Annotated in this window: 25 protein-coding genes, 1 tRNA gene and 3 pseudogenes; 10 read left to right on the top strand and 19 right to left on the bottom strand. The window is 44.1% G+C overall.

Going from position 1 to position 23727, the window contains the following annotated elements; genetic code table 11:
- Together MiSe_RS36850 and MiSe_RS36845 are read left to right on the top strand one after the other, a co-directional pair.
- The coding region (locus MiSe_RS36850) for a hypothetical protein (RefSeq protein ID WP_226589775.1) at positions 1-207 on the top strand (207 nt) is incomplete at its 5' end.
- Between the two features lie 258 nt (positions 208-465).
- Positions 466-1389: an EndoU domain-containing protein gene (locus MiSe_RS36845; RefSeq protein WP_226589772.1), complete on the top strand. Its 924-nt coding sequence runs from the start codon at positions 466-468 to the stop codon at positions 1387-1389.
- A gap of 272 nt (positions 1390-1661) precedes the next feature.
- Here the strand turns inward: MiSe_RS36845 and MiSe_RS36840 are convergent, their stop codons facing one another.
- Positions 1662-2150 (bottom strand): hypothetical protein, encoded by a 489-nt coding sequence (locus tag MiSe_RS36840; RefSeq protein WP_226589768.1) that lies wholly within the window; start codon positions 2148-2150, stop codon positions 1662-1664.
- 214 nt (positions 2151-2364) lie between these two features.
- Between MiSe_RS36840 and MiSe_RS36835 the strand changes: the two genes are divergently transcribed.
- The 5 genes from MiSe_RS36835 (at position 2365) to MiSe_RS51465 (ending at position 9064) form a co-directional block, all read left to right on the top strand.
- Positions 2365-5433, top strand: a complete 3069-nt coding sequence (locus MiSe_RS36835; RefSeq protein ID WP_226589765.1) for a hybrid sensor histidine kinase/response regulator — start codon at positions 2365-2367, stop codon at positions 5431-5433.
- A 25-nt stretch (positions 5434-5458) separates the two neighbouring features.
- On the top strand, positions 5459-6778 hold the full coding sequence (locus tag MiSe_RS36830) for a sensor histidine kinase (protein ID WP_226589763.1): 1320 nt from the start codon (positions 5459-5461) through the stop codon (positions 6776-6778).
- A gap of 275 nt (positions 6779-7053) precedes the next feature.
- Positions 7054-7794 carry a 5,6-dimethylbenzimidazole synthase gene (bluB, locus tag MiSe_RS36825; protein ID WP_226589760.1) on the top strand — a complete coding sequence of 247 codons (741 nt, stop codon included), beginning with the start codon at positions 7054-7056 and terminating at the stop codon, positions 7792-7794.
- Between the two features lie 54 nt (positions 7795-7848).
- Positions 7849-8610 carry an RNA-guided endonuclease InsQ/TnpB family protein gene (locus tag MiSe_RS51470; protein WP_264196782.1) on the top strand — a complete coding sequence of 254 codons (762 nt, stop codon included), beginning with the start codon at positions 7849-7851 and terminating at the stop codon, positions 8608-8610.
- Positions 8611-8659: 49 nt separating this feature from the next.
- The gene (locus tag MiSe_RS51465) at positions 8660-9064 is read left to right on the top strand and encodes an RNA-guided endonuclease InsQ/TnpB family protein (RefSeq protein ID WP_264196781.1); all 405 of its coding nucleotides are present in this window, start codon (positions 8660-8662) and stop codon (positions 9062-9064) included.
- Between the two features lie 411 nt (positions 9065-9475).
- Here the strand turns inward: MiSe_RS51465 and MiSe_RS36815 are convergent, their stop codons facing one another.
- The 11 genes and pseudogenes from MiSe_RS36815 to MiSe_RS36765 all read right to left on the bottom strand — a co-directional run bounded on the left by MiSe_RS36815 (position 9476) and on the right by MiSe_RS36765 (position 15177).
- Entirely contained in the window at positions 9476-11062 is a 1587-nt protein-coding gene (locus tag MiSe_RS36815; protein WP_226589758.1) for an ABC-F family ATP-binding cassette domain-containing protein, read from the bottom strand.
- 311 nt (positions 11063-11373) lie between these two features.
- Positions 11374-12000 (bottom strand): Uma2 family endonuclease, encoded by a 627-nt coding sequence (locus MiSe_RS36810; RefSeq protein ID WP_444980603.1) that lies wholly within the window; start codon positions 11998-12000, stop codon positions 11374-11376.
- Positions 11997-12146: a hypothetical protein gene (locus tag MiSe_RS36805; protein WP_226589755.1), complete on the bottom strand. Its 150-nt coding sequence runs from the start codon at positions 12144-12146 to the stop codon at positions 11997-11999. The genes MiSe_RS36810 and MiSe_RS36805 overlap by 4 nt, the downstream gene beginning before the upstream one ends.
- 114 nt (positions 12147-12260) lie before the next feature.
- Positions 12261-12413: pseudogene (locus MiSe_RS36800) on the bottom strand (helix-turn-helix domain-containing protein); the annotation flags it as partial.
- Positions 12413-12583: pseudogene (locus tag MiSe_RS54165) on the bottom strand (helix-turn-helix domain-containing protein). The pseudogenes MiSe_RS54165 and MiSe_RS36800, both read right to left, overlap by 1 nt.
- A 26-nt stretch (positions 12584-12609) precedes the next feature.
- Positions 12610-13329 carry an RNA-guided endonuclease InsQ/TnpB family protein gene (locus MiSe_RS36790; protein WP_226589752.1) on the bottom strand — a complete coding sequence of 240 codons (720 nt, stop codon included), beginning with the start codon at positions 13327-13329 and terminating at the stop codon, positions 12610-12612.
- Positions 13304-13861: a helix-turn-helix domain-containing protein gene (locus MiSe_RS36785; RefSeq protein WP_226589749.1), complete on the bottom strand. Its 558-nt coding sequence runs from the start codon at positions 13859-13861 to the stop codon at positions 13304-13306. Before MiSe_RS36785 ends, MiSe_RS36790 begins: the two co-directional genes overlap by 26 nt.
- A gap of 257 nt (positions 13862-14118) precedes the next feature.
- Positions 14119-14286: a helix-turn-helix domain-containing protein gene (locus MiSe_RS36780; protein ID WP_226589746.1), complete on the bottom strand. Its 168-nt coding sequence runs from the start codon at positions 14284-14286 to the stop codon at positions 14119-14121.
- Between the two features lie 121 nt (positions 14287-14407).
- Entirely contained in the window at positions 14408-14596 is a 189-nt protein-coding gene (locus MiSe_RS36775) for a dsRNA-binding motif domain-containing protein (RefSeq protein WP_226589743.1), read from the bottom strand.
- Positions 14596-14808, bottom strand: a complete 213-nt coding sequence (locus MiSe_RS36770) for a helix-turn-helix domain-containing protein (RefSeq protein WP_226589740.1) — start codon at positions 14806-14808, stop codon at positions 14596-14598. The genes MiSe_RS36775 and MiSe_RS36770 overlap by 1 nt, the downstream gene beginning before the upstream one ends.
- A 156-nt stretch (positions 14809-14964) precedes the next feature.
- Positions 14965-15177 carry a helix-turn-helix domain-containing protein gene (locus tag MiSe_RS36765; RefSeq protein ID WP_226589737.1) on the bottom strand — a complete coding sequence of 71 codons (213 nt, stop codon included), beginning with the start codon at positions 15175-15177 and terminating at the stop codon, positions 14965-14967.
- A 125-nt stretch (positions 15178-15302) separates the two neighbouring features.
- Here MiSe_RS36765 and MiSe_RS36760 point away from each other — a divergent pair, with 125 nt between their 5' ends.
- Positions 15303-15536, top strand: coding sequence for a hypothetical protein (locus tag MiSe_RS36760; RefSeq protein ID WP_226589734.1), 234 nt, complete (start codon positions 15303-15305; stop codon positions 15534-15536).
- A 74-nt stretch (positions 15537-15610) separates the two neighbouring features.
- On the opposite strand, the gene MiSe_RS36755 is transcribed toward MiSe_RS36760, so the two are convergent.
- Together MiSe_RS36755 and MiSe_RS36750 are read right to left on the bottom strand one after the other, a co-directional pair.
- Complete coding sequence (locus MiSe_RS36755; RefSeq protein WP_226589731.1) at positions 15611-15922, bottom strand: hypothetical protein; 312 nt, start codon at positions 15920-15922, stop codon at positions 15611-15613.
- Positions 15923-15999: 77 nt separating this feature from the next.
- Positions 16000-16230, bottom strand: coding sequence for a hypothetical protein (locus tag MiSe_RS36750; protein ID WP_226589780.1), 231 nt, complete (start codon positions 16228-16230; stop codon positions 16000-16002).
- A gap of 161 nt (positions 16231-16391) precedes the next feature.
- On the opposite strand from MiSe_RS36750, the gene MiSe_RS36745 reads away from it, so the two are divergent.
- Positions 16392-16473, top strand: a tRNA-Leu gene (locus MiSe_RS36745).
- Positions 16474-17011: 538 nt separating this feature from the next.
- On the opposite strand, the gene MiSe_RS36740 is transcribed toward MiSe_RS36745, so the two are convergent.
- From MiSe_RS36740 to MiSe_RS36725, 5 genes and pseudogenes are all read right to left on the bottom strand, one after another.
- Positions 17012-18022, bottom strand: a complete 1011-nt coding sequence (locus MiSe_RS36740) for an RNA-guided endonuclease InsQ/TnpB family protein (protein WP_226589729.1) — start codon at positions 18020-18022, stop codon at positions 17012-17014.
- Positions 18015-19817 carry a group II intron reverse transcriptase/maturase gene (ltrA, locus tag MiSe_RS36735; RefSeq protein WP_226589726.1) on the bottom strand — a complete coding sequence of 601 codons (1803 nt, stop codon included), beginning with the start codon at positions 19815-19817 and terminating at the stop codon, positions 18015-18017. The genes MiSe_RS36740 and ltrA overlap by 8 nt, the downstream gene beginning before the upstream one ends.
- Before the next feature lie 644 nt (positions 19818-20461).
- A pseudogene (locus MiSe_RS54160) lies at positions 20462-20635 on the bottom strand (RNA-guided endonuclease InsQ/TnpB family protein); the annotation flags it as partial.
- Between the two features lie 163 nt (positions 20636-20798).
- The gene (locus MiSe_RS36730; RefSeq protein ID WP_226589723.1) at positions 20799-21449 is read right to left on the bottom strand and encodes a group II intron reverse transcriptase; all 651 of its coding nucleotides are present in this window, start codon (positions 21447-21449) and stop codon (positions 20799-20801) included.
- A 3-nt stretch (positions 21450-21452) separates the two neighbouring features.
- Positions 21453-22271, bottom strand: a complete 819-nt coding sequence (locus tag MiSe_RS36725; protein WP_226589777.1) for a reverse transcriptase domain-containing protein — start codon at positions 22269-22271, stop codon at positions 21453-21455.
- A gap of 727 nt (positions 22272-22998) precedes the next feature.
- Here MiSe_RS36725 and tnpA point away from each other — a divergent pair.
- A complete protein-coding gene (gene tnpA, locus MiSe_RS36720) occupies positions 22999-23406 on the top strand; it encodes an IS200/IS605 family transposase (protein ID WP_226589721.1) in 408 nt (135 codons plus the stop codon).
- Positions 23407-23727: the final 321 nt, after the last annotated feature.

The raw sequence follows: 23727 nt of genomic DNA, 5'->3' as shown, positions 1-23727 counted from the left end.
CTCGTTCCTACGCTCTGCGTGGGAACGCATTCAGGAGGCTCTCGCCTCCGATTATTTTATCCGCTTTTCTCTAGTTCCTACGCTCTGCTTTCTTTCTCTCGTTCCTACGCTCTGCGTGGGAACGCATTTCGCAGGCTCTCGCCTCCGATTATTTTATTTAATAACGGAATTTTTGGCGATCGCGTTGTCACTGCTAGTAATGAGTAGGGTGCGTTACGAGTAGCTCTGAGGGCACCGACGAAAAACAACAAATAATCTCAGGACTTACGCAAGGGCGTTCGTATCACCAAAGTTTCAAGCTGCGATCTCTAGTTTCCAACCGACGATTTTTCAGAGAAACCCGGTTTCTAAGTTCGTCGTGCCTCAGTCCTGCTTTCGTTAAAAAATATTTAATTTTAAGACACTATTATACTTGGTTCGCGAGCAGTAATTTATAATATCTTAGACCTGAATGAGTCAAGTTAAATGTTAAATTTTTTCCAGCCACGCCCCTTGGGCAAATTAATATGTGGTGTATTAATCCTAACCCTCTTATTTTCGGCATGTTCAAAAGCCAATAACGCCAAGATTTCAGCTCGGTTTGATGCTGATGCAACCAGCTATCCACCCGCTGATGTTCAATCCAGTTTTGATGCCGAATTATCTAAATCTGCGCGGGCTTTACCTAGAAATTCCCTACCTTTCTTTGATAATATCAACAACCCCGTAACAGGCTTAGGGTACGGTAGTCCAGCCGATGTCACACCTCCCCCGCCAGTCCTCAACAGCTTTGATCTGGCAGTAAATCAGCTTTGCGGCGCACCGGGCAAAGTAGTGAGCGAGGATGCATTCAAAACAATGATGAATAACAATACTACTGTCTTGGAAAATATCAAAGCTAATGTGGGAGGATATCTTGTTTCTGGACATACCAGTAATCAGGAATTTTTAGAGGATTTAACTGCTATTTGGTTTAAGGCACAAGGCTTCGATCACGTCTTCTGTGGCGAACCAAATAAAGGCGGTTCAATTGGTGGATTGCACTATGCTGCCCGTTATCTAGATTTACAAAATAAGGGTTTAGCTGGCAGGCTAGCTAATAATACTCGCAATCAGGAAGTAATGGCGGGCGCAGTATACACCATAGGCGCGGTTATGAAAGTAGGAAACGGTATTTCCCAGTCTAGTATTAAGGGTTATCCTTATACCTTAAACGCAGAAGAAATCCTCGCAAAAGCAGCTTTAGCCTACAAAAATAACCCCAACACGAGTCCTTCTAATAAGGTTTGTCTTTTAAGCGTGACTGACGAGAATAAAACCTTTAAAGCTGTGTTTGTCACCAAAAATAGCGCCATTCGCACTTTCTATCCTGATGCTACTCCTGATAATAGTTCTGACTGCAAAGATTGAGGTCAAGGGATTTTAGATTTAACAGGTAGGTAATCGTTAATAGATTGGGCACTGCTTCAGCAATTGCGGGTTCAGAAACCCGGTTTTTTCGGCAATTTTTCCGAAAAACCGGGTTTCTTTGCTCAGAAACCCGGTTTCGACCTGGATTTCTCCTTGACAAACCCACGATTTTTCGTATCACCTTAGTTTCTTTGCCTAATTCCTGACCAATTAGCCATTAGCCATTAGCCATTAGCCATTAGCCATTAGCCATTAGCAATTACCAACCCCGCTCAATCTTCATCTTGAACCCAAAGTATACCTATTCTTTCATTGCTGACAATGACAACACCCGTGTCAAAGGTAGATTCTGTAATTGAATCCCACTCAGCTAGACGGGAATAGTTATGATTAAAAATGGCATTTGTAAAAAATTGGCAATTATCTTTAAAAAGACTCATAAACCTATCCGCAATTGTTTCGGCATCGGTAATGGCGATCGATTCTTCAGAATAAGCTAAGTTTTTCGCGAGGAGAAAATTCAAGATTTTTTGGGCTGATTCTCGATTAATTTGTTTCCAGCGATCGCCAATACCAGAAAATCCCAATTGCAGCACAAATGAATCGACAAGCGCCATGATATTTTCATCGTCAAAATTGCCACGGGGAATTATTTTTTTGATTTCTAACATAACTTCTCCCGACTCTCGCTTTGAGATTATTTCCTCTCTCAGTTCTGCTATTTCTGAAATAGTTTCTATTTCTGGAATAATTTGTGTCATGATTTCTTTCCTATGACAAGGGCGATTTAAGAAATGCTCCTACCTTTATTTTAAGGGTCTATGAAACCGAGTCATTAGCGACGTGGCAGAAGTTTTCCACCAGCTTGAGGTGAAGGAAAGGGAGATTTATACTGGTGGGAGATGATCTGTGGTGGTAAGCATATTTGAGAAACCGAGCCAACCTTAACCTATCTCTCAGACTCAGAGAAAAGCAATGACGACTTTAAAGACTATAACTCCATCGAACCCACTGACCAACTGGATGCGATCGCTACATCAACTGCGAAGGACGCTAGTCCTATTTCTGTTAATTATCGCTGGTTATGCGGGTAACTACTTCAGAATTCCCATCGTTTTGCACGCAGACTGGTTATTTGGCAGCTTTGCTGCCATGCTTGTTGTCAGACTGTATGGGTGGGGATGGGGTACTGTTGCGGGTGCGATCGCCAGTTCGTACACAATCTTGCTGTGGAAGCATCCCTCCGCCTTTATATTATTTACTCTGGAAACTTTTTTTGTCGGTTGGGGACTAAGGCGGCGTAGTAACAATTTACTTTTATTAGATGTGCTTTATTGGGGATTTATTGGGTTCCCCTTATTGTGGATACTCTATGTTTTTTTGGCAAAAGTAGATCCTAGTTCTGTTTTATTTATTTCATTTAAAAATCCGGTTAATCAGATTTCTAACGCCCTGCTTGCCTGTTTAATTTTAAATCATACACCGATTGCTAAGTGGATTGTTCGTTCTAAAGCCGAAAAAACGATAGATTTTGAGCAAACTCTGTTAAATTTGTTCGTTGCCTTTGTTTTAATACCGGCGCTGGTGCTGACGATTTGGAATTGTCAGGGCGCTACCTCTGAGCAGGAACATCACATTTTAGCGAGTTTGGAAAATACAACGCACAACGTGAGTACAGAACTGCAAAACTGGTATCAGCAAAAGCAGCGAATACTGGAAAACCTTGCAGCCTATGCTAAAGATGCAAATCTGTCAAGCTCAAATTCACTGCAAGACACTACAAAACTAGCCCAGAGTTCCTTCGCAGAAATCCGCAATCTCTATATTACCGATGCTCAGGGAAAAATTATTGTCTCGGCTATGCCCACAGATTTTACGACACTGGAGCAGCCGGAATACAAAGCCTTCCTGATGGAAAAACAGCCGAGGATCTCTGGGGTAGTATTTTTTCAAGGAGCGAATTACCCATCGATAATTCAGAGCGTACCCATCTTACAGGATGACGGTGTAATAGGTCAGGTCTTTGCTGAGATTGATGTGAATGCGATCGCTGGGTGGTTAACAAATAATTATCAATCATCAACAGAGTTTATTAGCATCCTCGATTTGCAGCAGCGGGCGATTATCAGTACTCGTCAAGATCTGCAATTTTTACAACGATTTGATCGCGATAGTAATGGGGAAATTCAACAAATCAATCACACAACCTATCGCTGGATACCAACAGTTCAGCCTATGGCTAAAGTGGTTCGTTGGCGAAAATCCTTCTACGTGCAAAAGGCATCGATGGGAAATAATTTGCCCTGGCAATTGGCAATCGAAGTGCCTAGCGCACAGTATCTTGTGCTTTTAGATCGGCTTTATACCAATGGTTTTGCTGTTTTGATGTTAATCGCAGTTTTGACACCACTGTTGGCAAAAGCTATTAGCTATAATCTGGTTAAGCCTCTGCTCCAACTGGCAAACTTAACAACTAACCTGCCGGATAAACTGATTGCACCGAAAGAGTTAGAGTTTCCCAGCAGCCAAGTGAGCGAAATTAATGCATTGACGAACAACTTTCAACTAATGGCTATTGCACTCCAGAACAAATTCCAGGAAATTCAGCAGGCGAATCTGGAGATTCAGCAAGCAAAAGAAGCCGCCGATGCAGCAAATCAAGCCAAGAGCGAATTCCTCGCCAATATGAGCCACGAGTTACGCACACCCCTTAACGGCATTCTGGGCTATACACAAATTCTCCAACGCAGCGAAACTCTGACGGATAAAGGACGCAAAGGTATAGAAATTATTGGGCAGTGCGGTTCCCATCTATTAACCCTGATTAATGATGTGTTAGATCTCGCCAAAATTGAAGCCAGTAAATTGGAACTTAATCCGGTTTATTTCTACTTGCCTTCATTTCTAGAAAGCGTGACGGAAATTTGCCGCATCCGGGCAGAACAGAAAGACATTGCCTTTGCTGTCCAACTCGATCCAAACTTGCATGCAGGCATTCGTGCAGATGAAAAACGCCTGCGTCAAGTCTTAATCAATCTACTTGGTAACGCGATAAAATTTACCGAGCAAGGAAGGGTGACTTTCAAGGTTGAGGTGATTGGTAATCGGGAAGAATTAAACGTAACAATTACCAAAATTAGCTTTGAAGTAGAAGATACCGGAGTGGGCATGAAACCAAATCAAATTGAGAAAATATTCCTGCCCTTTGAACAGGTTGGAGAAGTAAAACAACAAGCAGAAGGTACGGGTTTGGGATTAGCAATTAGCCAAAAGATTATCTCGTTGATGGGTAGTCAAATTGAAGTCATTAGCGAGTTTGGCAAAGGCAGTAAGTTTTGGTTTGAGGTGGAACTACCCCAAGCCAAAGAATGGGCAGTTGCTTCTAGAGTGGTTCACCAAGGAACCATTGTGGGCTATCAAGGCAAAAAGCGCACCATTTTAGTGGTGGATGACAAATGGGAAAATCGCTCGGTGATTGTGAATTTACTCGAGCCAATTGGATTTACAATCGTCGAAGCCAGTGATGGTAAGGAAGGATGGGAAACTGCCAACGAAAGCAAACCGGATGCGCTCGTGACTGATTTGGTGATGCCTGTAATGCATGGATTTGAGTTGATCAAGCGTCTGCGTACCTCTGCCCAATTCAAAGACATCCCTATTATTGCTTCCTCCGCCAGCGTGTTTGAAACCGACCAATACAAGAGCATTAATGCCGGTGCGAATGCATTTCTACCCAAACCTGTAGACGCCCATACCCTGATGCAACTACTACAGGAATACTTGCAATTAGAATGGATATATCAGAGCAATGCAGATAGCTCAACAAGTCCAGTCGATCTGATTCCTCCTGCTAGCGAGGTTTTACAGCAGTTACTCAACCTGGTACAAGATGGTGATATTCAAGGAGTTGTAGAAATGGCTCAAAAACTGCCTCTTTCCGATCAGAAGCTAACGCCCTTTGCAGCGCAACTTGTGCAGCTTGCTAATAGTTTCCAAGTCAAACGTCTAGAAAGTTTTATTGAGCAATACATCGATTCGCTTTAAATACTCAATCAGGAGCCAATCCATCATGACAACGCCCTCACACACCGGATTCATTTTAATTGTGGATGACAATCCCACAAATTTGTCTGTTCTGTCGGAAGCGTTGAGTAGTGCTGGTTTTCGCTTCCGCGTTGCAGTCAGTGGGGAAAGCGCGATCGCACTAATCGAACGCAATCAACCAGAGTTAATCTTGCTGGATATCCAAATGCCAGGAATTGATGGATTTGAAACCTGTCGTCGCCTCAAAGCCAATCCGATTACCCAAAACATTCCGATCATTTTTACCACAGCTTTGGCGGATACAGAAAGCAAAATAAAGGGTTTTGCTCTCGGTGCAGTAGACTATATCCCCAAACCGTTTGAACAAGAGGAAGTAATTGCGAGAGTGCGGGTACACCTGCAACTAAAGCAACTTACGGAATCATTGGAAGAGCAAGTGCGCGATCGCACCGCCGCTTTGCAACAAGCTCAGATCCAAGTTGTGCAACAAGAAAAACTATCAACATTGGGAGAATTAATTGCCGGTGTCGCCCACGAAATTAACAATCCTATCAGCTTCATCGCCAACAATATTACACCTTTGCAAGAATACATTGCCGGTGTAACTGAAATTATTCAACTGTATCAACAAGAATATCCCAACCCGTCAGCAAAAATTACTAACGCAATCGAAGACTTGGATCTGGAATTCGCCCTCGAAGATATGGCAAAAATTCTGTACTCGCTCCAGGTAGGAACTGAACGGATACAAAACATTTCCGGATCGCTCCGCACCTTCTCCCGCTCAGATTGCGATACAAAAATGCCTGCGGATTTGCACGAGGGACTCGATACCACGCTGATGATTTTGCAACATCGTATCAAAGACAAGAGCCTTCGCATCGCGGGTAAGGAGTACCATCGTCCCCGCATCCAAGTCATCAAGCGTTATAGCAGATTGCCAGAAGTAAATTGCTATCCAGGACAGATGAATCAAGTATTCATGAATATTCTGGCAAACGCAATTGATGCCATTGATGAAGCATTTATACAAGGCAAAATGAGCGTTCCAATTCCCCAGATTCAGATTACAACCGAGACCGATTCTGCTCAATGGGTCGCGCTCCGGATTGCTGATAATGGGATTGGTATGGGTGAATCCGTCAAACAGCGATTATTTCAGCCTTTATTTACTACAAAACCTGTAGGAAAGGGAACCGGACTCGGCTTGTCGATCGTCAATCAAATTATAGTAGAAAAACACAATGGCAAGTTGGAAGTAAATTCTCAGCCTGGTCGGGGAACCGAGTTTACGATCAAAATTCCCACCACTTCTAACAATCTCGACAAAACTACCCAAAACTAGAAATATCTAGACAAGACTCAGGGTTTTTACTGATTTTAACCTATTCACAAGCTAAGTGTCTGGCTTTCCGATCCCTTGGGATACTGCTCTTGCAACGCTGCGCGATCGCGCTCGTTTGTGTAGCGGCACCCTTAAGGGTGCCGCTACACAAACGAGCGCCACAAGGGCTGTATTCCACCAAGTCACAAACTGCTATAAAGCGGCAGATTTGAATTTGTTAGTTTAAACTCCAGAAATATTCAAATCTTTGTTTATCAGCTGTTCTCGGAGCTAACATGACCAAAATCAACCAAAATATCCATCGTTTCGGAGAGGAAGAGCGGCAAGGCGTGTACAGGGCGATTTATGAACGGCGGGATATACGTTCTTATTTCACCCCTACTCCCATCGAGGATGACGTTCTGGCGCGCCTGCTTGACGCTGCACATCACGCCCCCTCGGTAGGTATGATGCAACCTTGGCGCTTTATTCTGATCCGCGATGCCGGTGTGCGTCAAAGCGTCTACGAACTTTTCCAGCAGGCTAACGAAGCCGCCTCCTCGATTTACGAGGACAAGCAAAAAGCGCTCTACATGTCATTGAAGCTGGCAGGCATCCTGGAAACGCCGGTCAATCTGTGCGTTACCTGCGATATTACGAGCCAGCGGGGGCGGGGACTGGGGCGGCAGACTATGCCTGAGACGGCGATATATTCTACCGTTTGCGCGATCCAAAACCTATGGCTGGCGGCTCGCGCCGAGGGGATCGGCGTCGGCTGGGTCAGCATTTTCGAGCCGGAGCGGCTGGGAAGTCTTTTGGGCATTCCCGCCGAGATGGTCTTGGTCGGCTATTTGTGCATCGGTTACGCCTCCCAGTTTGACGCCCAGTCGGAATTGCAAACCCGAGGCTGGGAGGTGCCGTCACAACTGCCGAACCTGATCCACTTTGACCGCTACGGCAATACGGATGAGAAACGCGCCGCCGAGTTGCTGAGCGCTTTGACCAAAACTAATGGGTTTCAAGCCCCGTCCTTCTAGGACGGCTTTTAAACTTATGTGATAATTTTGATACCTGAGTACCAAGTATCAAATGTGTTTGTCAAAGAGTTCAAAGTCAAGCCGAAACCAATACAAATCCAAGGGATTGATGAAGCGATTCGGACATCTCAATTTGTCCGCAATAAAGTGCTTCGTTTTTGGATGGATAATCGAGGGGTTGGGAAGACTGAACTATTTAGATATAACACAAGACTTAGGAAAGAGTTTAAGTTTGTAGACGACTTAAACTCCCATGCTTGCCAGACAGCCGTTGAAAGAGTGTTAAGAGCTATTAACAATTTTTTCGACAGGAACAAACAAATAAGTGGTAAAAAAGGGTATCCTAAGTTCAAGAAAACTACTCGTTTTGTAGAATATAAAGTCTCTGGATGGAAGCTATCATCTGATAGAAAGCATATTACTTTTACCGATCATAAAAATATTTGCTCACTAAAGTTGATAGGAACCAGAGACTTATTGTTTTTACAAATCGAGCAGATAAAAAGAGTACGAATTCTTCGTAGAAGTGAGCGATACTACGTTCAGTTCTCTGTTCAATTAGACCCAAGAGATACAATCAAACCATTAAACCCTTCTCAAAAAGCTGTAGGAATTGATGTCGGGTTGAAGTATTTCTATGCTGATAGCCAGGGTCACCTTGAACCGATTCCACAATTTTATATAAAAGGAGAGAAAAAATTAATCGCTCCACTCGGAAAAAATCTAAGAAATACGACCCCAAAAAGAAGAAAGCCAAAAAACCGCAATCGAAAAACTATCACAAAGCTAGAGTTCGCTCTGCCAGAAAACATTTAAAAGTAAGTAGGCAGCGAGAGTAGCACTTTGTTTAATTCAATCTAAGGATTTGATAGCCTATGAAGATTTAAATGTCAAAGGCATGGTAAAAAATCGACATCTAGCTAAGTCGCTCTCTGATGCTGCTTGGTCAACTTTCCGTCGTTGGTTAGAATATTTTGGTTATAAGTATGGTAAGGTAACTGTAGCTGTTCCCCCACACTATACAAGCCAAAACTGTTCTAATTGTGGAGAAGTTGTCAAAAAATCATTGTCGGAAAGAACGCATATCTGCCCTAGTTGTGGATATGTGGAAGATCGAGATATCAATGCAGCAATTAACATTTTGAGCCGAGGACTCAGTACGGTCGGGCAGACCGGATCTCAAGCTTGGGGAGAGGAAACCTCTACTTTAGTTGGAGCAATCCTGCATTGGCAAGTTTCTTCTGCGAACCAAGAATCCTCGCCCTTTTAGGGGGATGGAGTGTCAAATTCACCAATCGATTCAAACCGTTATTTTTTCCTAAGTAACAAGCGCTCGCTCCTTTTTGGAGTAGTAAATGATACTTTTGAGACCCTTTCTGAGCGATATCATGTCCGGTAGCAATGGTAGTATATAACGCAAGTTGCTAGTTATAAACAAGGGCGTTGCTAATAGCTAATTGCCAGCTTGCTAATCTTGGATTTTTACTGACATTAGCCATTAGCCATTAGCCATTAGCCGCTCCCAGAGAGATAACTAGCAACTTGAGTTATATAGTTTTTTATGCTGTAGGGGCGGGTTTTACCAACAATTAAGTGGGAGCATGAAATATATCGTTAAATTTGTCCCTCCCGTGCAGCACGCTTTCCGGACATGATATCAGTCCTGTAGATGCAAACAAGCCTATGCTTCGACTAATTCTTGATAATACCGCTCGAGTTCATTTGGCAGATACGCAGTCATTCGCAACGTTCTATCTTTCAACTGAAAGGCTTTGGTAATACCGCTCCGACTCAAAAAATCTAGATCGTGGGAAATCACCCATATAGCACCCTGATATTCGTTGATACCTGCCACCATTTGGTCAACGGTTTCGATATCTAAATTATTAGTCGGTTCGTCGAGAATTAGCAGGTCGATTTCAGAGATGCCGATCATGGCAATTGCTAGCCTCGCCAATTCACCCCCACTCAACACCGATGCTTGTTTGTTAACGTCATCGTATTTAAACAGAAAGTGTCCCAATTGTTGCCGCAAAAGTTGATAGTTCAGATTGGGATTGGCAGCTTGCATATTTTCTATAATTGTCCGGTTTCGATTCACCAATTCGTAGGTTTGATCGAGATACACTGCTTTCATCCCATTCGCCAGCAAAACTTCTCCGGATTCCAAAAATGCTGGGGAATTTTTCATCCCTAAAATTGCCTTAGCAAGACTTGATTTACCCGACCCGTTGGCTCCTGCCATCGCCACTCTATCTCCCGCAGATATATGCAGATGAATGTTCTCAATTAGCAACCGATCTCCTACCCTAAGCTTTGCCCCCTGAATATCAATCAAACTTCTAGGTTTGTGACTTTTTTCTGCCAGTTGAACCTGCGTCACATTATTTGTTTTTACCTGAGTTTCTTCAACTTTTTGATTCGCCTTTTCAACGGCTGCTTCATGTTTCTTTTTGGCAATACCTGCGGTTGTTTCGCCTTGGCTTTTCAGCAGTCCTGCTTTAATTCTATCAATACTGCCATTGAGAAACTTTTCTCTCCCGCTTCTGCGAGATTGCGCTGCTCGTTGCTGCTCTTGCAACGCCGATGTTTTAGCACGTTTGAGTTCTTTTCTAGCAATTTCGTGCGTCCTCAACGCCGCCGCTAATTCTGTCTCTTTCTGCTCTCGATACAGCGAAAAATTCCCCCCGTAAACCTTTATCCCCTCAGGGGTGAGTTCCCAAGTAATATCTACGACTTGGTCTAGGAAAAAAGGTTTGTGAGAAACAATAACAAATGCTCCATCAAAATCATTGAGAAATTGACTCAAATTTTCTAACGCTTGCAGATCCATGTGGTTAGTTGGCTCATCCAGCAATAGCACTTTTGGCTCTTGAGGTTTTGTCAATTCCCCGCCGCTCAAGTTAGCAATCGGTAGGGACAAATCAAGAGTTGTGCTAAATTTTGCTGGCAAAATTTCCTCAATTTTCCACCATTCCTCCGAGATATCGCTCAATAAATCCAGTACTGTATCGGCTTTAATTTCCTCTCGAATCGTGCTGATTTGTGGCAAGTAGTAGACAATCCCATGACGGTAAATAGACCCGTTAGTCGGATTAATTTCACCTGCCATAATCTTGAGCAGGGTTGATTTTCCTACCCCGTTGCGACCAACTAAAGCAATGCGCGCTCTTGACTCTATACTCACCTGAACTCCTTTAAACAAAGTCCTGGTTGAGCTGATTTCGTAACCTAAATTTTCACCTAATAAAACTGCTTTTTTATCCATGCTGAATCCTCCACCCGCAACAAGATGCAGCCTTACACTTATGTAATATGTATTATACTACAAGCGCCAGCAGTCAATTCCGGATGGGATAGGCGACCGACGATCCTATCACCTTTGTTTCTGGCTGCGATCTCTAGTTCCTTGCTCGAAGATTTTTCCGAGAAACCCGGAATATGCGCGTAAGACATGTTAATCCCAACTGCTGATTTTGCCGTTATTTTTGACGCGCCCTTAACCTATACCAAGGAATAATCCTCTCTTGTGGGATAGGCATCTTGCCTGTCGGATTCCCTGTGGCAAAATAAATCTTTTCAGCCTAGTTCACCCTCGTCTTGCACAGGGTTAATTTCCTCAACGACCTCATCTTCAAAGTCCACTTTATCGTAAATATCCGCCAGGACAATTTCAAAGGGAACAGAAGCTAGCGATATAGTCGCATTCTCATCTTCGTATTCAGTAAATATCCAGCGGTTGTTATCTGTTTTGGAATACTGCTCGACGTGCAGGGTGTATTGGTCAATCAGAAGATATTCCCGCAAGCTGGGAATGGTGCGATCCGCTGCAAATTTTTCATCCCGGTCGTAACTTTTAGTTGATTTTGATAAGACTTCAGCAATCATCAGCGGATTCGCGATCGTGTCTCTTCGTCCTGCTGCAAATTCCAGTTGACCTTGCACAACCATGACGTCGGGATAGCTATGAATTCGCTTTTTGAGAATCCAGAGTCGCTGATTTGTAACAAAGACTCGATAAGGCTGACGCTTGAGAGCGAAATTTAGCGCTGCGGAAAAATTGCCAGCAATTTGGTTATGATTAGGCGTTCCGCCTGTCATGGGAATAATTTGACCATCAATATATTCGTGACGTTCCTCAGAATTTACCTCTAGTTCTAGGTATTCTTCGGGTGAATAGTAGCGTTGTTCTGCTGCAATCATCATGGAATTTTAACCCCCCTATTTCTCAATTTTACAGAGGTGGCGATCGCTGACTCTTCCAAAACTTCGACCAAATCTTCAAACATCAGGTCAAACACACGCGATAACTTCAGTAAAGCCGTTATTTCAACCAAGTTATCAATTATCACATCAAATGTATAGGGTGAACTACCTACAGTGACGCTTCCCGTACACTGTAGGCTTCCTGTCCAACAGAAAGCGTAGTAGTAGATTTCTTGCGTCCTCTATTACTCCCACTTACTTTTCAAAGCGGTGTAGTCTACAGTTGCCAGCTTGGGAGAATGAGCATAGCTTCTAACTGTGCCGTAGGGAATTCCCGATCGTTGGGAAACTTCTTTGAGCGTCCAACCCTTTTCACCAGCCAATTCTGGAACTCGCAACCTAATTAGGCGCATTACTCTTCCAACACTTCTACCACTTCTTCGAGCATCACATCAAATACACGCGCTAACTTCAATCAAGCCGTATAGTCTACCGTTGCTAAGCTGGGTGTTTGGGCGTATTTTTTGATGGTGCTGTAGGGAATTGCCGATCTTTCCGAGACTTCTTTAAGTGTGCAACACAAAACTTACTCAAATCAAGTATGCAAGCTTAATTCGAGGGAAAGCTTGCTGTTTCAGGCAAGGGAGTCGGCTCCTTCTGGTCCACAGGCGTAAATTCCGCGCTTGCCGCACGTACTCTCACTGTTGGGGCGTTTTCCAGGTTTTGAGCCGCATTTAAATCGCGCTCGATGGAAATGCCACACTTACCACATCTGTAAACGCGCTCAGTCAGAGGCATTGGTTGAACATTGCCACAGCAGGAGCATGTTTTAGAGGAGGGGAACCACCTATCAACCAGTTCTAATTGAGTGCCAAAGAATGTCGCCTTGTAAACTAACATTCTACGGAATTCATAAAATCCCAAACTTGAAATAGCGTCAGCTAATTTTTGATTAGCTATCATCCCAGCGACATTGATATCTTCAATCCGAATCTGGTAGTAATTTCGGCTAATGTCGGTTGTGGTTTTTTGCAAAAAGTCTCGTCTGATGTTAGCTATTCTCGCGTGCCTTTTTGCCAATCTCTGGTAGTATTTCAAAGCATTATTTGATGCCTTAATTCCTTCACTACGGTTGCCTAATCGCTTGTTGCGGTTGTACCACTGCTCCTTACTTAGCTTGGTTAGAGCCTTTTTCAGGCTGTGTGGTGCAACAATTTTAGAGCCGTCGGATAAAGTGGCAAAACATTTGACACCTAAGTCGATACCAACCGATTGAACTTTTTGTAGAAGTGGTGGAACTTTGTCAACATAAGCGTGCAAATGAGACAAACCATCTGTTGGCTACTCTGGCAATAGTGAATGTTTGGCTTGAACAAAGAAACGGAATTGGTTGCTCTTGTCTGAATTCTCCCAAGCCAGGAATTGTGATTCTCTTCCCTGGGTAAAGAACTTGACGATTCGTGAACGGAATCATTGGTTCACCCTTGGCAGGATACACTCCTGATTTTTTCAGGACTGTGAAACTATCCCCCCTCCTTTTAGATTTGAATTGAGTCAAGCCTGAATAACCTTTGCGCCATCGCTCAATAGCCTTTGCTAAATTTCGTAGTGCTGATGAGTAAATAGCTGATGGATAATCTTTCATCCATGTGTACTCAGGCTTAGTTTTGACATGGTTGGTGAAGACTTTCTCGATTTCAACTAAGCGCTTGGAATCGCTGGCTTTAATTTCCTCAAATTCCCAAGATTGCGTTATAAGTGACAGACCGAAATTATAAACAAGCCTAGAAAACCCTGCACAGCCTGCTAGTTTATAGCGTTCTTTATTATTCAGTTTTAGCTCTTGTTTCAGACTGGACATTTTCTGGATTTAATTGGCTATATACTGGGATTATACCAATAACTAAGTCATCATGTAAATGAATTTAAAAACAACAATAAATTAGGTTTTTTATCACAAATTTAAGAGGCTAAGAATATAACTCCACTACAATTCAAGTTAAAAGTAGGTGTGAGAGCAACAATGAGAGGCGATACCGGACTCGTCAGAATCGCCTTAGACAAAAATGCCGATGTTTGGCTGCGAGAGTGGGAGCGAGATAGTTAGATTTGAGCGATTTAGGCAGAAATTTTCCTATCTAGTAACAGGTCTACCATTGCTAAGCCAGGTGATTGGGCGTAATTCTTGACTGTGCTGTAAGCAATTCCAGATCTATCGGAGACTTCTTTAAGCGTCCAACCCTTTTCTGCCGCTAATTCGCGCACTTTTAGCCTAATTCGCCCCATCTACTTGACAATAGCCAAAATCTTGGCGTTTCATAATTTCATTCACTGAAACAAGCGATCGCTCCTCTTCAAAACCCCACAAAGTGGGAATGATGGCTCTATGATACCAACAACGGCAGACTTACTCTTCTAATATTTCAACCAAGTCATCAATTATCACATCAAATGTATAGGCCAACTTTTTCAAAGCGGTGTAGTCTACAGTTGCCAGCTTGGGAGAATGAGGAGGTCCCGATCTCTCGGAAACTTCTTTGAGCGTCCAACCCTTTTCACCAGCCAATTCTCGAACTCGCAACCTAATTAGGCGCATTACTCTTCCAACACTTCTACCACTTCTTCGAGCATCACATCAAATACACGCGCTAACTTCAGTAAAGCCGTATAGTCTACCGTTGCCAAGCCGGGAGATTGGGCGTAGTTTTTGATCGTGCTGTACGGAATCCCGGAGCGCTGGGAAACTTCTTTGAGTGTCCAACCCTTCTCATCTGCTAGTTCTCGCAATCGTAACCTAATTCGCCCCATGCTATACTTGACAAAGGCCAAGTGCGTCGCCTTTAATAATTATGTTCTGTAATTATGAGCGATCGCTCTCTAGCCTAGAGAACTTCAGAGCGATCTCCTTGCTTCAAAACCCCACAAAGTGGGAAGGATGGCTCTATGATACCAACAACGGCAGACTTACTCTTCTAATATTTCAACCAAGTCATCAATTATCACATCAAATGTATAGGCCAACTTTTTCAAAGCGGTGTAGTCTACAGTTGCCAGCTTGGGAGAATGAGCATAGCTTCTAACTGTGCCGTAGGGAATTCCCGATCTCTCGGAAACTTCTTTGAGCGTCCAACCCTTTTCTGCAGCCAATTCTCGAACTCGCAACCTAATTAGGCCCATTCTCTACTTGACATCTGCCGCGTTCGCGGCATAAAGTTATCTGAGTAAGCGATCGCTCCACGACCTGAGAAATCAAGAGCGATCGCCTTCCTGACAATGCCCCACAAAGTGGGAAGGATGGCTCTATGATACCAACACAACAGACATATCGCGAAAAACTTTATCCTTGGAGCATCATTCGTCACCTGCCAAACATGCAGCGGATAACGGTTGCACGGTTTCGCCGCCGGAATGATGCCTTAGATCACCTTCAAGTACTGCGGCGATTGATACCCAACGCGGATCTGACAGTCATTTTTGACGCCCCCGTAACAAATACAGAGGTACTAACCTCTAGGCGATTGCACAATCGAGGATAAAGTGCGATCGCTCAAATTCTGACCAGAAACCCGGTTTTTCAGAAAAACCGGGTTTCTTTGACGTGGTGCGATCGCTATTCTTGAGGAATCTTGTCCTCACGACCAACCCGGTTTGAGAAGGCATTCGATCGTTGAAAAGAAAACGGGCCATCTTCTAGTGGTGGAAACTGGCGAATTTTGAGCAAATCCTGGTTAGGAAGATTGGTTCTCAGGGTGAGAAACTGAATTTCTCCCTCAAACTGTTCTCTTCCCTGCTTAAAAAAATCTTGACTTTCGCTGCGGATAATGGGTATTCGCGGTACGCTCGCTCGCTGAGCGGTAGCTGTTGCAGCTAAACTTGTGGTGGCGACTAGGGTGACAAGCGCTAAAAATCCTGGTTTCATCATTCGATCCCCTCTACTTTTACTGCAGCTTTGTTTTGTGAAGGCGATCGCTACAACACAACTCTAAAGCGTTGTGAATTTTACATTACAGCAGAAATTTCATCGACAACCTTCACCCTTCCTCTATATAAGGCGCGGATCAGTCGGTCGATGCAACGCTGTTCCTCTTCTTCGAGGGAATCGTCTAACAGCGCCGCCATCAGTCCATATCGATCGGCTAATGTAATGCAACCTGTGCTGCTGACTTGAGCGAATAAATCGGCGATCGCACCGGGAATCAGGTTAACTGGAGAAAGCGTTACAGACAACATGACGACAACATTGAACTCGATATATCTAATATCTGTGATTCCACTGATGTCGCGGGTGACAGCACCTGCTTGCTTCACGTGATCTTTACATAACTTGCTGTGTGAGGCGAGTCACAAAACGAGTAATTTGGCTTCTAATGTGTGCTATCATAGAAATCCATGCGGATGTGGCGGAATTGGCAGACGCGCTAGATTTAGGTTCTAGTACCGCAAGGTGTGAAGGTTCAAGTCCTTTCATCCGCATCTCAAGCACGATAAGGGTTTCAGCTTTTGAACGGCTGTCGCTTGCCAAATTATTTGTCCGTGGTGACACATTGTTGTCCTCGTTGACAAATTAATTGTCCTTTTGGAACATAACTGTTCTTGAGACGACTCAAAGAAAGGACTTGAACCTTCTTTCAATCCACCTTAATCAAAATACCTGCTGTAACAAAAAAATAGCATTGCAGCATGGGATTTGCACTACACTACCAACCCTCTCCTAGCTGGGATGGTCATTGAAACAGCACAGCCCAGTTGATAGGCTTTCAAACGACTTGCTTTCAAGCCACCCAATGTCGGGATGGTCGTTAAGACTTCATATTGTAGCGTGTCTGCGATCGCAAGCAAAATTTTCTTCTTTCAACCCACCCCTAGTGGGGATGGTCGTTGAACGACTGGGGTAAAAATGAGTCATAGTACAGTTTCCCAGCTATGAACTACGCACAGCTATAGAGCAGTGCGTTTCTGTCGTCTCATAGAGGAAATTTGCTTCCAACCTCCCGTATGCTGAGGGTTAGACCTAGGGATTTCCTCTCCACGACCCGTGTCCGCTAGTTCCTAACGCCCAAGACAGCATTACTTTTGCCGCAGCGACATCTCTGTCCGAAGTGTAGCCACACTCAGAACAAGTATGAACCCGTTCTGATAATTGTTTTTTTTGTTGATGACCGCATTCTGGACAAGTTTGAGAAGGTTTTACTGTTTTTGTGGGAACTTTGAGCAAAAAACCACCAGCTTCTGGCAATTTGTACTCAATGGCGCTGGTTAGATTCCCAATTCCAACATCAAGCATCGAGGGATTAAGACCTGTTTTTTGAGCTGGCGGTATGCTGCCTTTCTTGGCCTGGCGTGTCATCGCTTTAAGATTGAGTTCCTCAGTAGCAACCATGCTATTACCGCTAACTATTTGTGCTGCTACCTTATGAGTCCAATCCTGTCTTTGATTTGCCACGAGGCGCTGTAATTTTGCTACTCGTTTAGATGCTTTTTGCCAGCGCTTTGATGCCTTGACTTTTTTCCGAAAATTGGGCGTTCTTTTCTGGCGTTTTTTCTGGGATGCTTTCTGGAGCTTCTCTTGTGACTTGGCTAAGAATCTAGGGTTTTTTATCAGCGTGCCGTCGCTAAACGCAACAGCGTGATACGTTCCAAAGTCTAGTCCAATTGCGCCACCAGCAGTTTGTCTAACTGGATTGCAATTTACGGTAACTGACGCATACCATTTTCCGTTCCGATAGACGATTGTGCAAGTTGTAGGAGTTCCCCACGTTCTTGCTTTGCCCCGCATTTGGATACACAGGTCTAAATCCCTTAGTTCTAAGTAGCCATTATCCCCAGTCGTGTGAATTTTCCAGCCAGCGGTGTCGGGATAAGTCCAACCACTATATCGCTTGATCGACTTGCATCTTGGCTTACCTCTCCAGCCTTTAAAATTAAAGTCAGTGACTCTCTCACGAGAGCCACTGATCTGCAAAACGGAACGTGACACTTTCGCGTCATTCCGCTCCTCAGTGATATGGTGCTTGTCACGCATACATCATCACCAACATGTCCCCTTCCCATTTCGATTCGATGTTCCGGGGGAGTGGTTTTAGCTTGGCACTATTGCAGCCATATTTTGTGCTTCGACTACCATCTTTGACAGTCTTTTTGTCGTGGCAGTGTCGATGGAGTAGTTGTTTGTTGTTATATTCGTCGCTGCCGCCTTTCGACTTAGGTACTTTGTGGTCAACTTCTAGTGTGTCTCCATATTTGAAGTGTAATCCCCAGTGCGGGCATTTTCCTCCCTGTTTCCTGAGTAGGGATGCTACGCTTGGGGACAGTTGGGGATGTCTTGCCATTCTTGTACTCCAATAAATCAAGTCTCCGTTGTAGGGCGATGCCTCACCTTTTACTTTGGTGTGGCGATTGATGCTCGTATCTGTGTGCTGTATCAGTTGGATTGTTTTCTTTCCTTCTTTTACAGCAAACACCCAACTGCGTGACTTAATTTGATGCCAATATTTACTTGACACCCAATACTTTCCTTTGTTTGGGTGTCTCCTATTTCCCCATGCTTCAAGTTTCTTGAAAACTAACATATCTAGGTGATTGAACACCTTACTGCTGCTTACCGTCGAGTAGTAATTTGACCATCCTCTTATGATTGGGTTCAACTTATTTATTAGTTGTCCCTCAGCGGCTGTTTTGTGTCTCTCGATGGTTGCTTTTATCTGCTGATAGTGCGTTTCCTGGTTTTTCTGACTTGGGGAAATAACGGTTTTAAACCCTAGTCTTCCTCCCCTATTTCTTGCCGTTGTATATTTTCCGGCGGGGTATTGCCGAATGTTGAACCCCAGAAAGTTAAAACCTGGGGATTCTTCACCGACTTGTTGGAAGGTGTGGGCTATCCGTGTTTTTTCTGGCTTGAGTTCTACCCCCATGCCAAACCATTGTGAAATGATGTCCTGACACTCCTGAACGACTTCTAATTTTTCAGGGAGAATTACGAAGTCATCGGCATATCGGATAAAATTGAGGGATTTGCGATTATCTCTCTTGCCGTAACCTCCCCTACAAGGTAGGGTGTCGGCATATTCTTTTATCCGTCTTTCCATACCATGAAGCGCGATGTTTGCTAGCAAAGGTGATATTACCCCACCCTGCGGTACTCGTTCCAGGGTTGGAAATAGTTGTTTTCCGTCCATCACACCAGCTTTTAACCAAGCGAGGATTTGCCTCCTTAGGGTGGGGAAGGTATTTAATTTTTCCAGGAGTTGCCGATGGTTGATGCAATCGAAACATTTTGATATATCAGCGTCAAGCAGGTATTTGGCTTTTTTACTGATAGATTTATCGATGGCTTCTATGCCATCGTGGCACGAGCGTCCTGGTCTAAAACCATAGGAGTTTGGTTCAAAGACCGCTTCCCATTCTGGTTCCATGGCTAGTTTTACTAGCGCCTGTAATGCTCGGTCGTATATTGTTGGGATTCCTAGTGGGCGTTTTTCCTCCCTTCCAGGTTTAGGTATCCAAACCCTTCGGGTTGGCTTGGTTTTATTACCAAGTTGTAGTTGCCCCACTCGCTTGGGACCTGCTTCTGGGGATAGGGATTTAATCCCATCCACTCCTGCTGTCTTTTTGCCGATGTTGTCTTGTGTAACCCTTCGAACTGCGAGACATTTTGCTGACTTTGATTTTATCAGTAGTTTTTGGAGTCTGCGAACCGTTTTGACATCACCACGACTAGATGCTTTGTCAATCCGCTTTTGCAGCTTGAATACTTTCCGCTCTAGCTTGCGCCAGGGGATTTCTTGCCATTTATACATCGGTTGTTCGACCGTGTTCATAACTTATGTGCTGGCTACTTGCAGCTTTACAGTTTATTTCACCGTGAGTCTGTCAGCGTATCCTGTCATGACAACAAGCCATTCGCTTCTGACTCAATCTTTCTCTCCAGACGCCTGAATTGTATTGAGATGTTTCGTCTTAGCTGACTACTTTCATATCCACCTATGAAAGAGCATTCTGGTGAGTTACTTCCTTCGTACTAATCATTGATTGAATCTTGAGAGTGACGCTTTCTACCGAGGCAGTCAGTGCATAACAACATTGATTCACTGTTGTTGACTATTTGCCTTTGCCCTTTTGGGACTCCCAGTGTATTCAGCCTTATTTCACTGGTTCTACCTCACGATAGTATGATACATCTTCGCTTTCGCTACTCATGGATTCTTGCTGGATGGGATTCCGGCTGGCTGCTAGTTACCACCTTTTATTCCCGCTTTACGGATTGGTGATGTACGACTTCACATCGCACATAGCTAATCGCTACCTTTGGGAATATGCTGTCACCACTGCACCTGTGGGGTAGGACTTTCACCTACATGATTAGTAAGTTATCAAGCTTCTTGGTTTCAACCGATACGAAGCGTTGATGATCTTGTTCCGTGTACGCTTCAAGCTATAAGCTATTCACTTGGACCCAAACGAATCGCACAAAAGATTGGTAAGCAACGTCTACTCGCTTTAGAGTCGCCTGCAAAGTGTGTGACCCAAGCTCTTTATACTCAGGCCAAACTTTCTTGAATTCTGGAAGACAGTTTTGTTGCTCGTAGTAATCAACCGAGTGACCAAACTTTTCCTATTGCGTTTGGCGGTTGCTAATTGCTGCGTTCTACAACAAATGATGCATTTTTATCGCCCAAAAAAACAGCTGATTTTCTGTTAGCGGCTTGGGATAGTTAGGGTCGATGCCTTTGTTACCAAGGGACACCTCCCTTTCAGAACCGGACGTGCGACTTTCATCGCATCTGGCTCCTAGTCGATTTCTACTTTGTCGTTTTGCGGGCGGCATTTCGGACTACACGTGCTTGTGAGTGTATGGGCATGTGTTGATGACAATGACGATGGAGTACCTCTAAATTGTTGGGTTTCCAATTATCATGGTTTCCGTCAATATGATGTAGCTCAATCTTGTCATCGCTAAAGAACTTGAGTCCACATTCTGGGCATGTAAACTTCTGTTTCTTGAGTGGCTTCGCTGTGATGCCGTCATAATTGTTATGACTGCGATCTGACCAATATATTAGGTCACCATCAAACGGGGATTTATCACCTTTGACATTATTATGTCCACAAGCTTTCCAAGATATGCTAGGGAACGCCACTTTTAAGGCGTCGTTAGTCTGGCATTGGTCTAGGCCACCTTGTTTCCGGATGAATTTCCACGTCCAATGATTTATTTTCCAGAGTGAGTGTTGGCTCATGTCGCAGTATCGATTGTAGTTCCTCCAACCTCGAATTAGGGAGCCACACTTGGCTATTCGTTCTTCGAGTTTGAAGCGGCTATCCTTCATCATCACCTTGACTTTGGATTTGACCTTTCGGGTGCTTTCTTTTGTCGGAGTTGAGATGAATTTACCGTTAGGCTTCACCGCGAAGTTCCACCCAAGAAAATCGAACCCTTCAATTGCTTTCACGAATCAGGTCTTAGAATCCTTGGTATTTAACCCGCGTTGCCCTAAAAAGTTATTAATAACTTCTAGGTTTATAGACTGTTCCGGCTCATTTTGTACTCCTTTAAATATGTAGACCATATCGGGAGCATACCTTAAGCATGTGGCTTTAGGGAGTATACTTTCGACGCCGTTGAGTGCTATATTTGCGAGTAAAGGTGAAATGACACCACCTTGGGGGGTTCCGGATTCGGATGAAGGGAATTCCCCTTTTACCCCAGCTTTGATGACTCTCTTCAATCCATTCTTGGCACATGCAGGGAGTTCGGTTTTCGCCAGTATGACTTGGTGGTCGATATTGTCGAAACACTTCTCTATGTCTAGTTCCAGGATGTGCTTGTTGATGCCCTTAGCCTGTGAATTCAATGTGTTGAATAATCGCTTTTGAACATCGTGTGTTCCCCGCCCAGGTCTGAAACCATAGGAGTTTCCGTGGAAGGTTGCTTCAGCACAGGGTTCTAGTGCGAGTTTCAGCAGACATTGGTAGGCGCGGTCGCCAATGGTTGGGATACCTAGCTTTCTCTTAGTCCCGTCTTTTTTCGGGATATATACTCGTCTTAGCTTCTGATGTTCCCAGGTTTTCCATCCATCCTGAAGGCTGCTGGCTAATTCCATCCTTTCCTTGGGGGTTAGGGCGGTCTTGCCATCAATGCCCGCTGTGGCCTTGCCTTGATTAAGTTGAGTCACTTGCCGGACTGCTAGGAATTTGGCAGCTTTAGAGTTGAGAAGCAACTTTTGTAGTTTACAAACCAGTCTGTGGTCGCCATTCTTCCGAGCCTTAAAGATTCTCTTTTGTAGGCGGAAGACTACTTGCTGGAATTTCTTCGGTGGGTAGTTCTTTCCAATTATCAGCTTGGTTAGCTGTCATAACCTTAAACCTGCTACTTGAGTCATCTTTTCTCTATCGACCGTACCCAGTTGGTCAAGAGTCCTTAGTTCTTGGCTTTTCGAGTACATCCTACCCGCTCATCTCTTCTGTGGCTTTGACACAGCCCTACCCAGAATATTCGTCCTTTCTGGGAGATTTGAGCGTTTTTCTTCGTTCCGTGATGTGATTGTTTTGTCGCTTTAGGATTCTCCATTTCATCCACCACAACCTGTGGATTGAATCTATTAGGTTGAAATGATTCGGGTTTTGTGTGGTTATCCGGCCTTCGGTTCGGTCGGTACTTTTTAGATGCTTTTCCGGAGATTCACTTGTGTTATCCGTGGCGACCTACCTAACGGGTTGCTAACCATCACAGGTCTTGTTTTTCCCGTCCTATTCCCAGCTTCAGTTTGATAGTCAGTCTCCCTGTGGGTAGGTTTGGCGTCACTCCATCCTTAGAGGGGAGGGCTTTCACTTACATCCCATCACAGTTATCTCAGACTTATTTATAAGGCGATGTCTGAAACTCTAGGCTATGGATTTACCTAGAAACGAATCGCACCAACCGAAAAGTCACTCGTCTGACCGCCACAAAGCTTACCTCCTTTGATATACTGAGCTTATCATTGGGCGTAGGTGCTGTCAATGCCTGTCAGAAAAGGCTCTCACTCTGTTTTTAGCGTTCACCTGCACTTTGTGTTTGTTACCAAATACAGGCGCAAAGTGCTAACGGCTCAAATATTAGACCGTATGGGAGAGATATTTGGTCATGTTTGCGGGAAAACTAAGTGTCGCTTAGTTGAGTTTAATGGGGAGCTAGACCACGTACATTTACTGGTTGATTTTCATCCAGACAATAACATTTCGACATTCACAGGCAGTCTCAAAAGCGCATCTAGTCGAATTATCAGAAATGAATTTGGAGAACATTTAAGCAAGTTTTACAAAAACGCCGTCTTGTGGTCTAGTTCCTACTATGTTGCTTCTACTGGTGGTGCGCCAATCGAAAAGATTAAGGCGTATATTAAATCTCAGGATTCTCCACAAGGGTGATTGCAAAAACAGGGGGTATCGAACCCCCTGTTTTTGCCGCTATCCTTCCCCACCTTGTAAGAAGGTGGGGACAGCCGCGAAGAGTTCTCCATTGGTTTCCATCAAAACGCTTCCCCCAATTTTACCCATATAAACCTCTGAAAATTTATCCATATAATACATATTCTATTATATGGAGGGACATAAGCAGCTCCCCCCTCCCCACCAGGAGGGACGCCCCAAACCCAGCGGCGGTAAATCAGGAGCAACCCAGGCAGCTTTCGCCGCGTTCCCCCCCAAGTGCGGGAACAACTTCCACAATCGAATAACAACAAATTACCC

It is taken from the genome of Microseira wollei NIES-4236, assembly GCF_020521235.1.
Lineage (GTDB): Bacteria > Cyanobacteriota > Cyanobacteriia > Cyanobacteriales > Aerosakkonemataceae > Microseira > Microseira wollei.
This window is presented reverse-complemented; position numbering and strand designations above follow the sequence as displayed.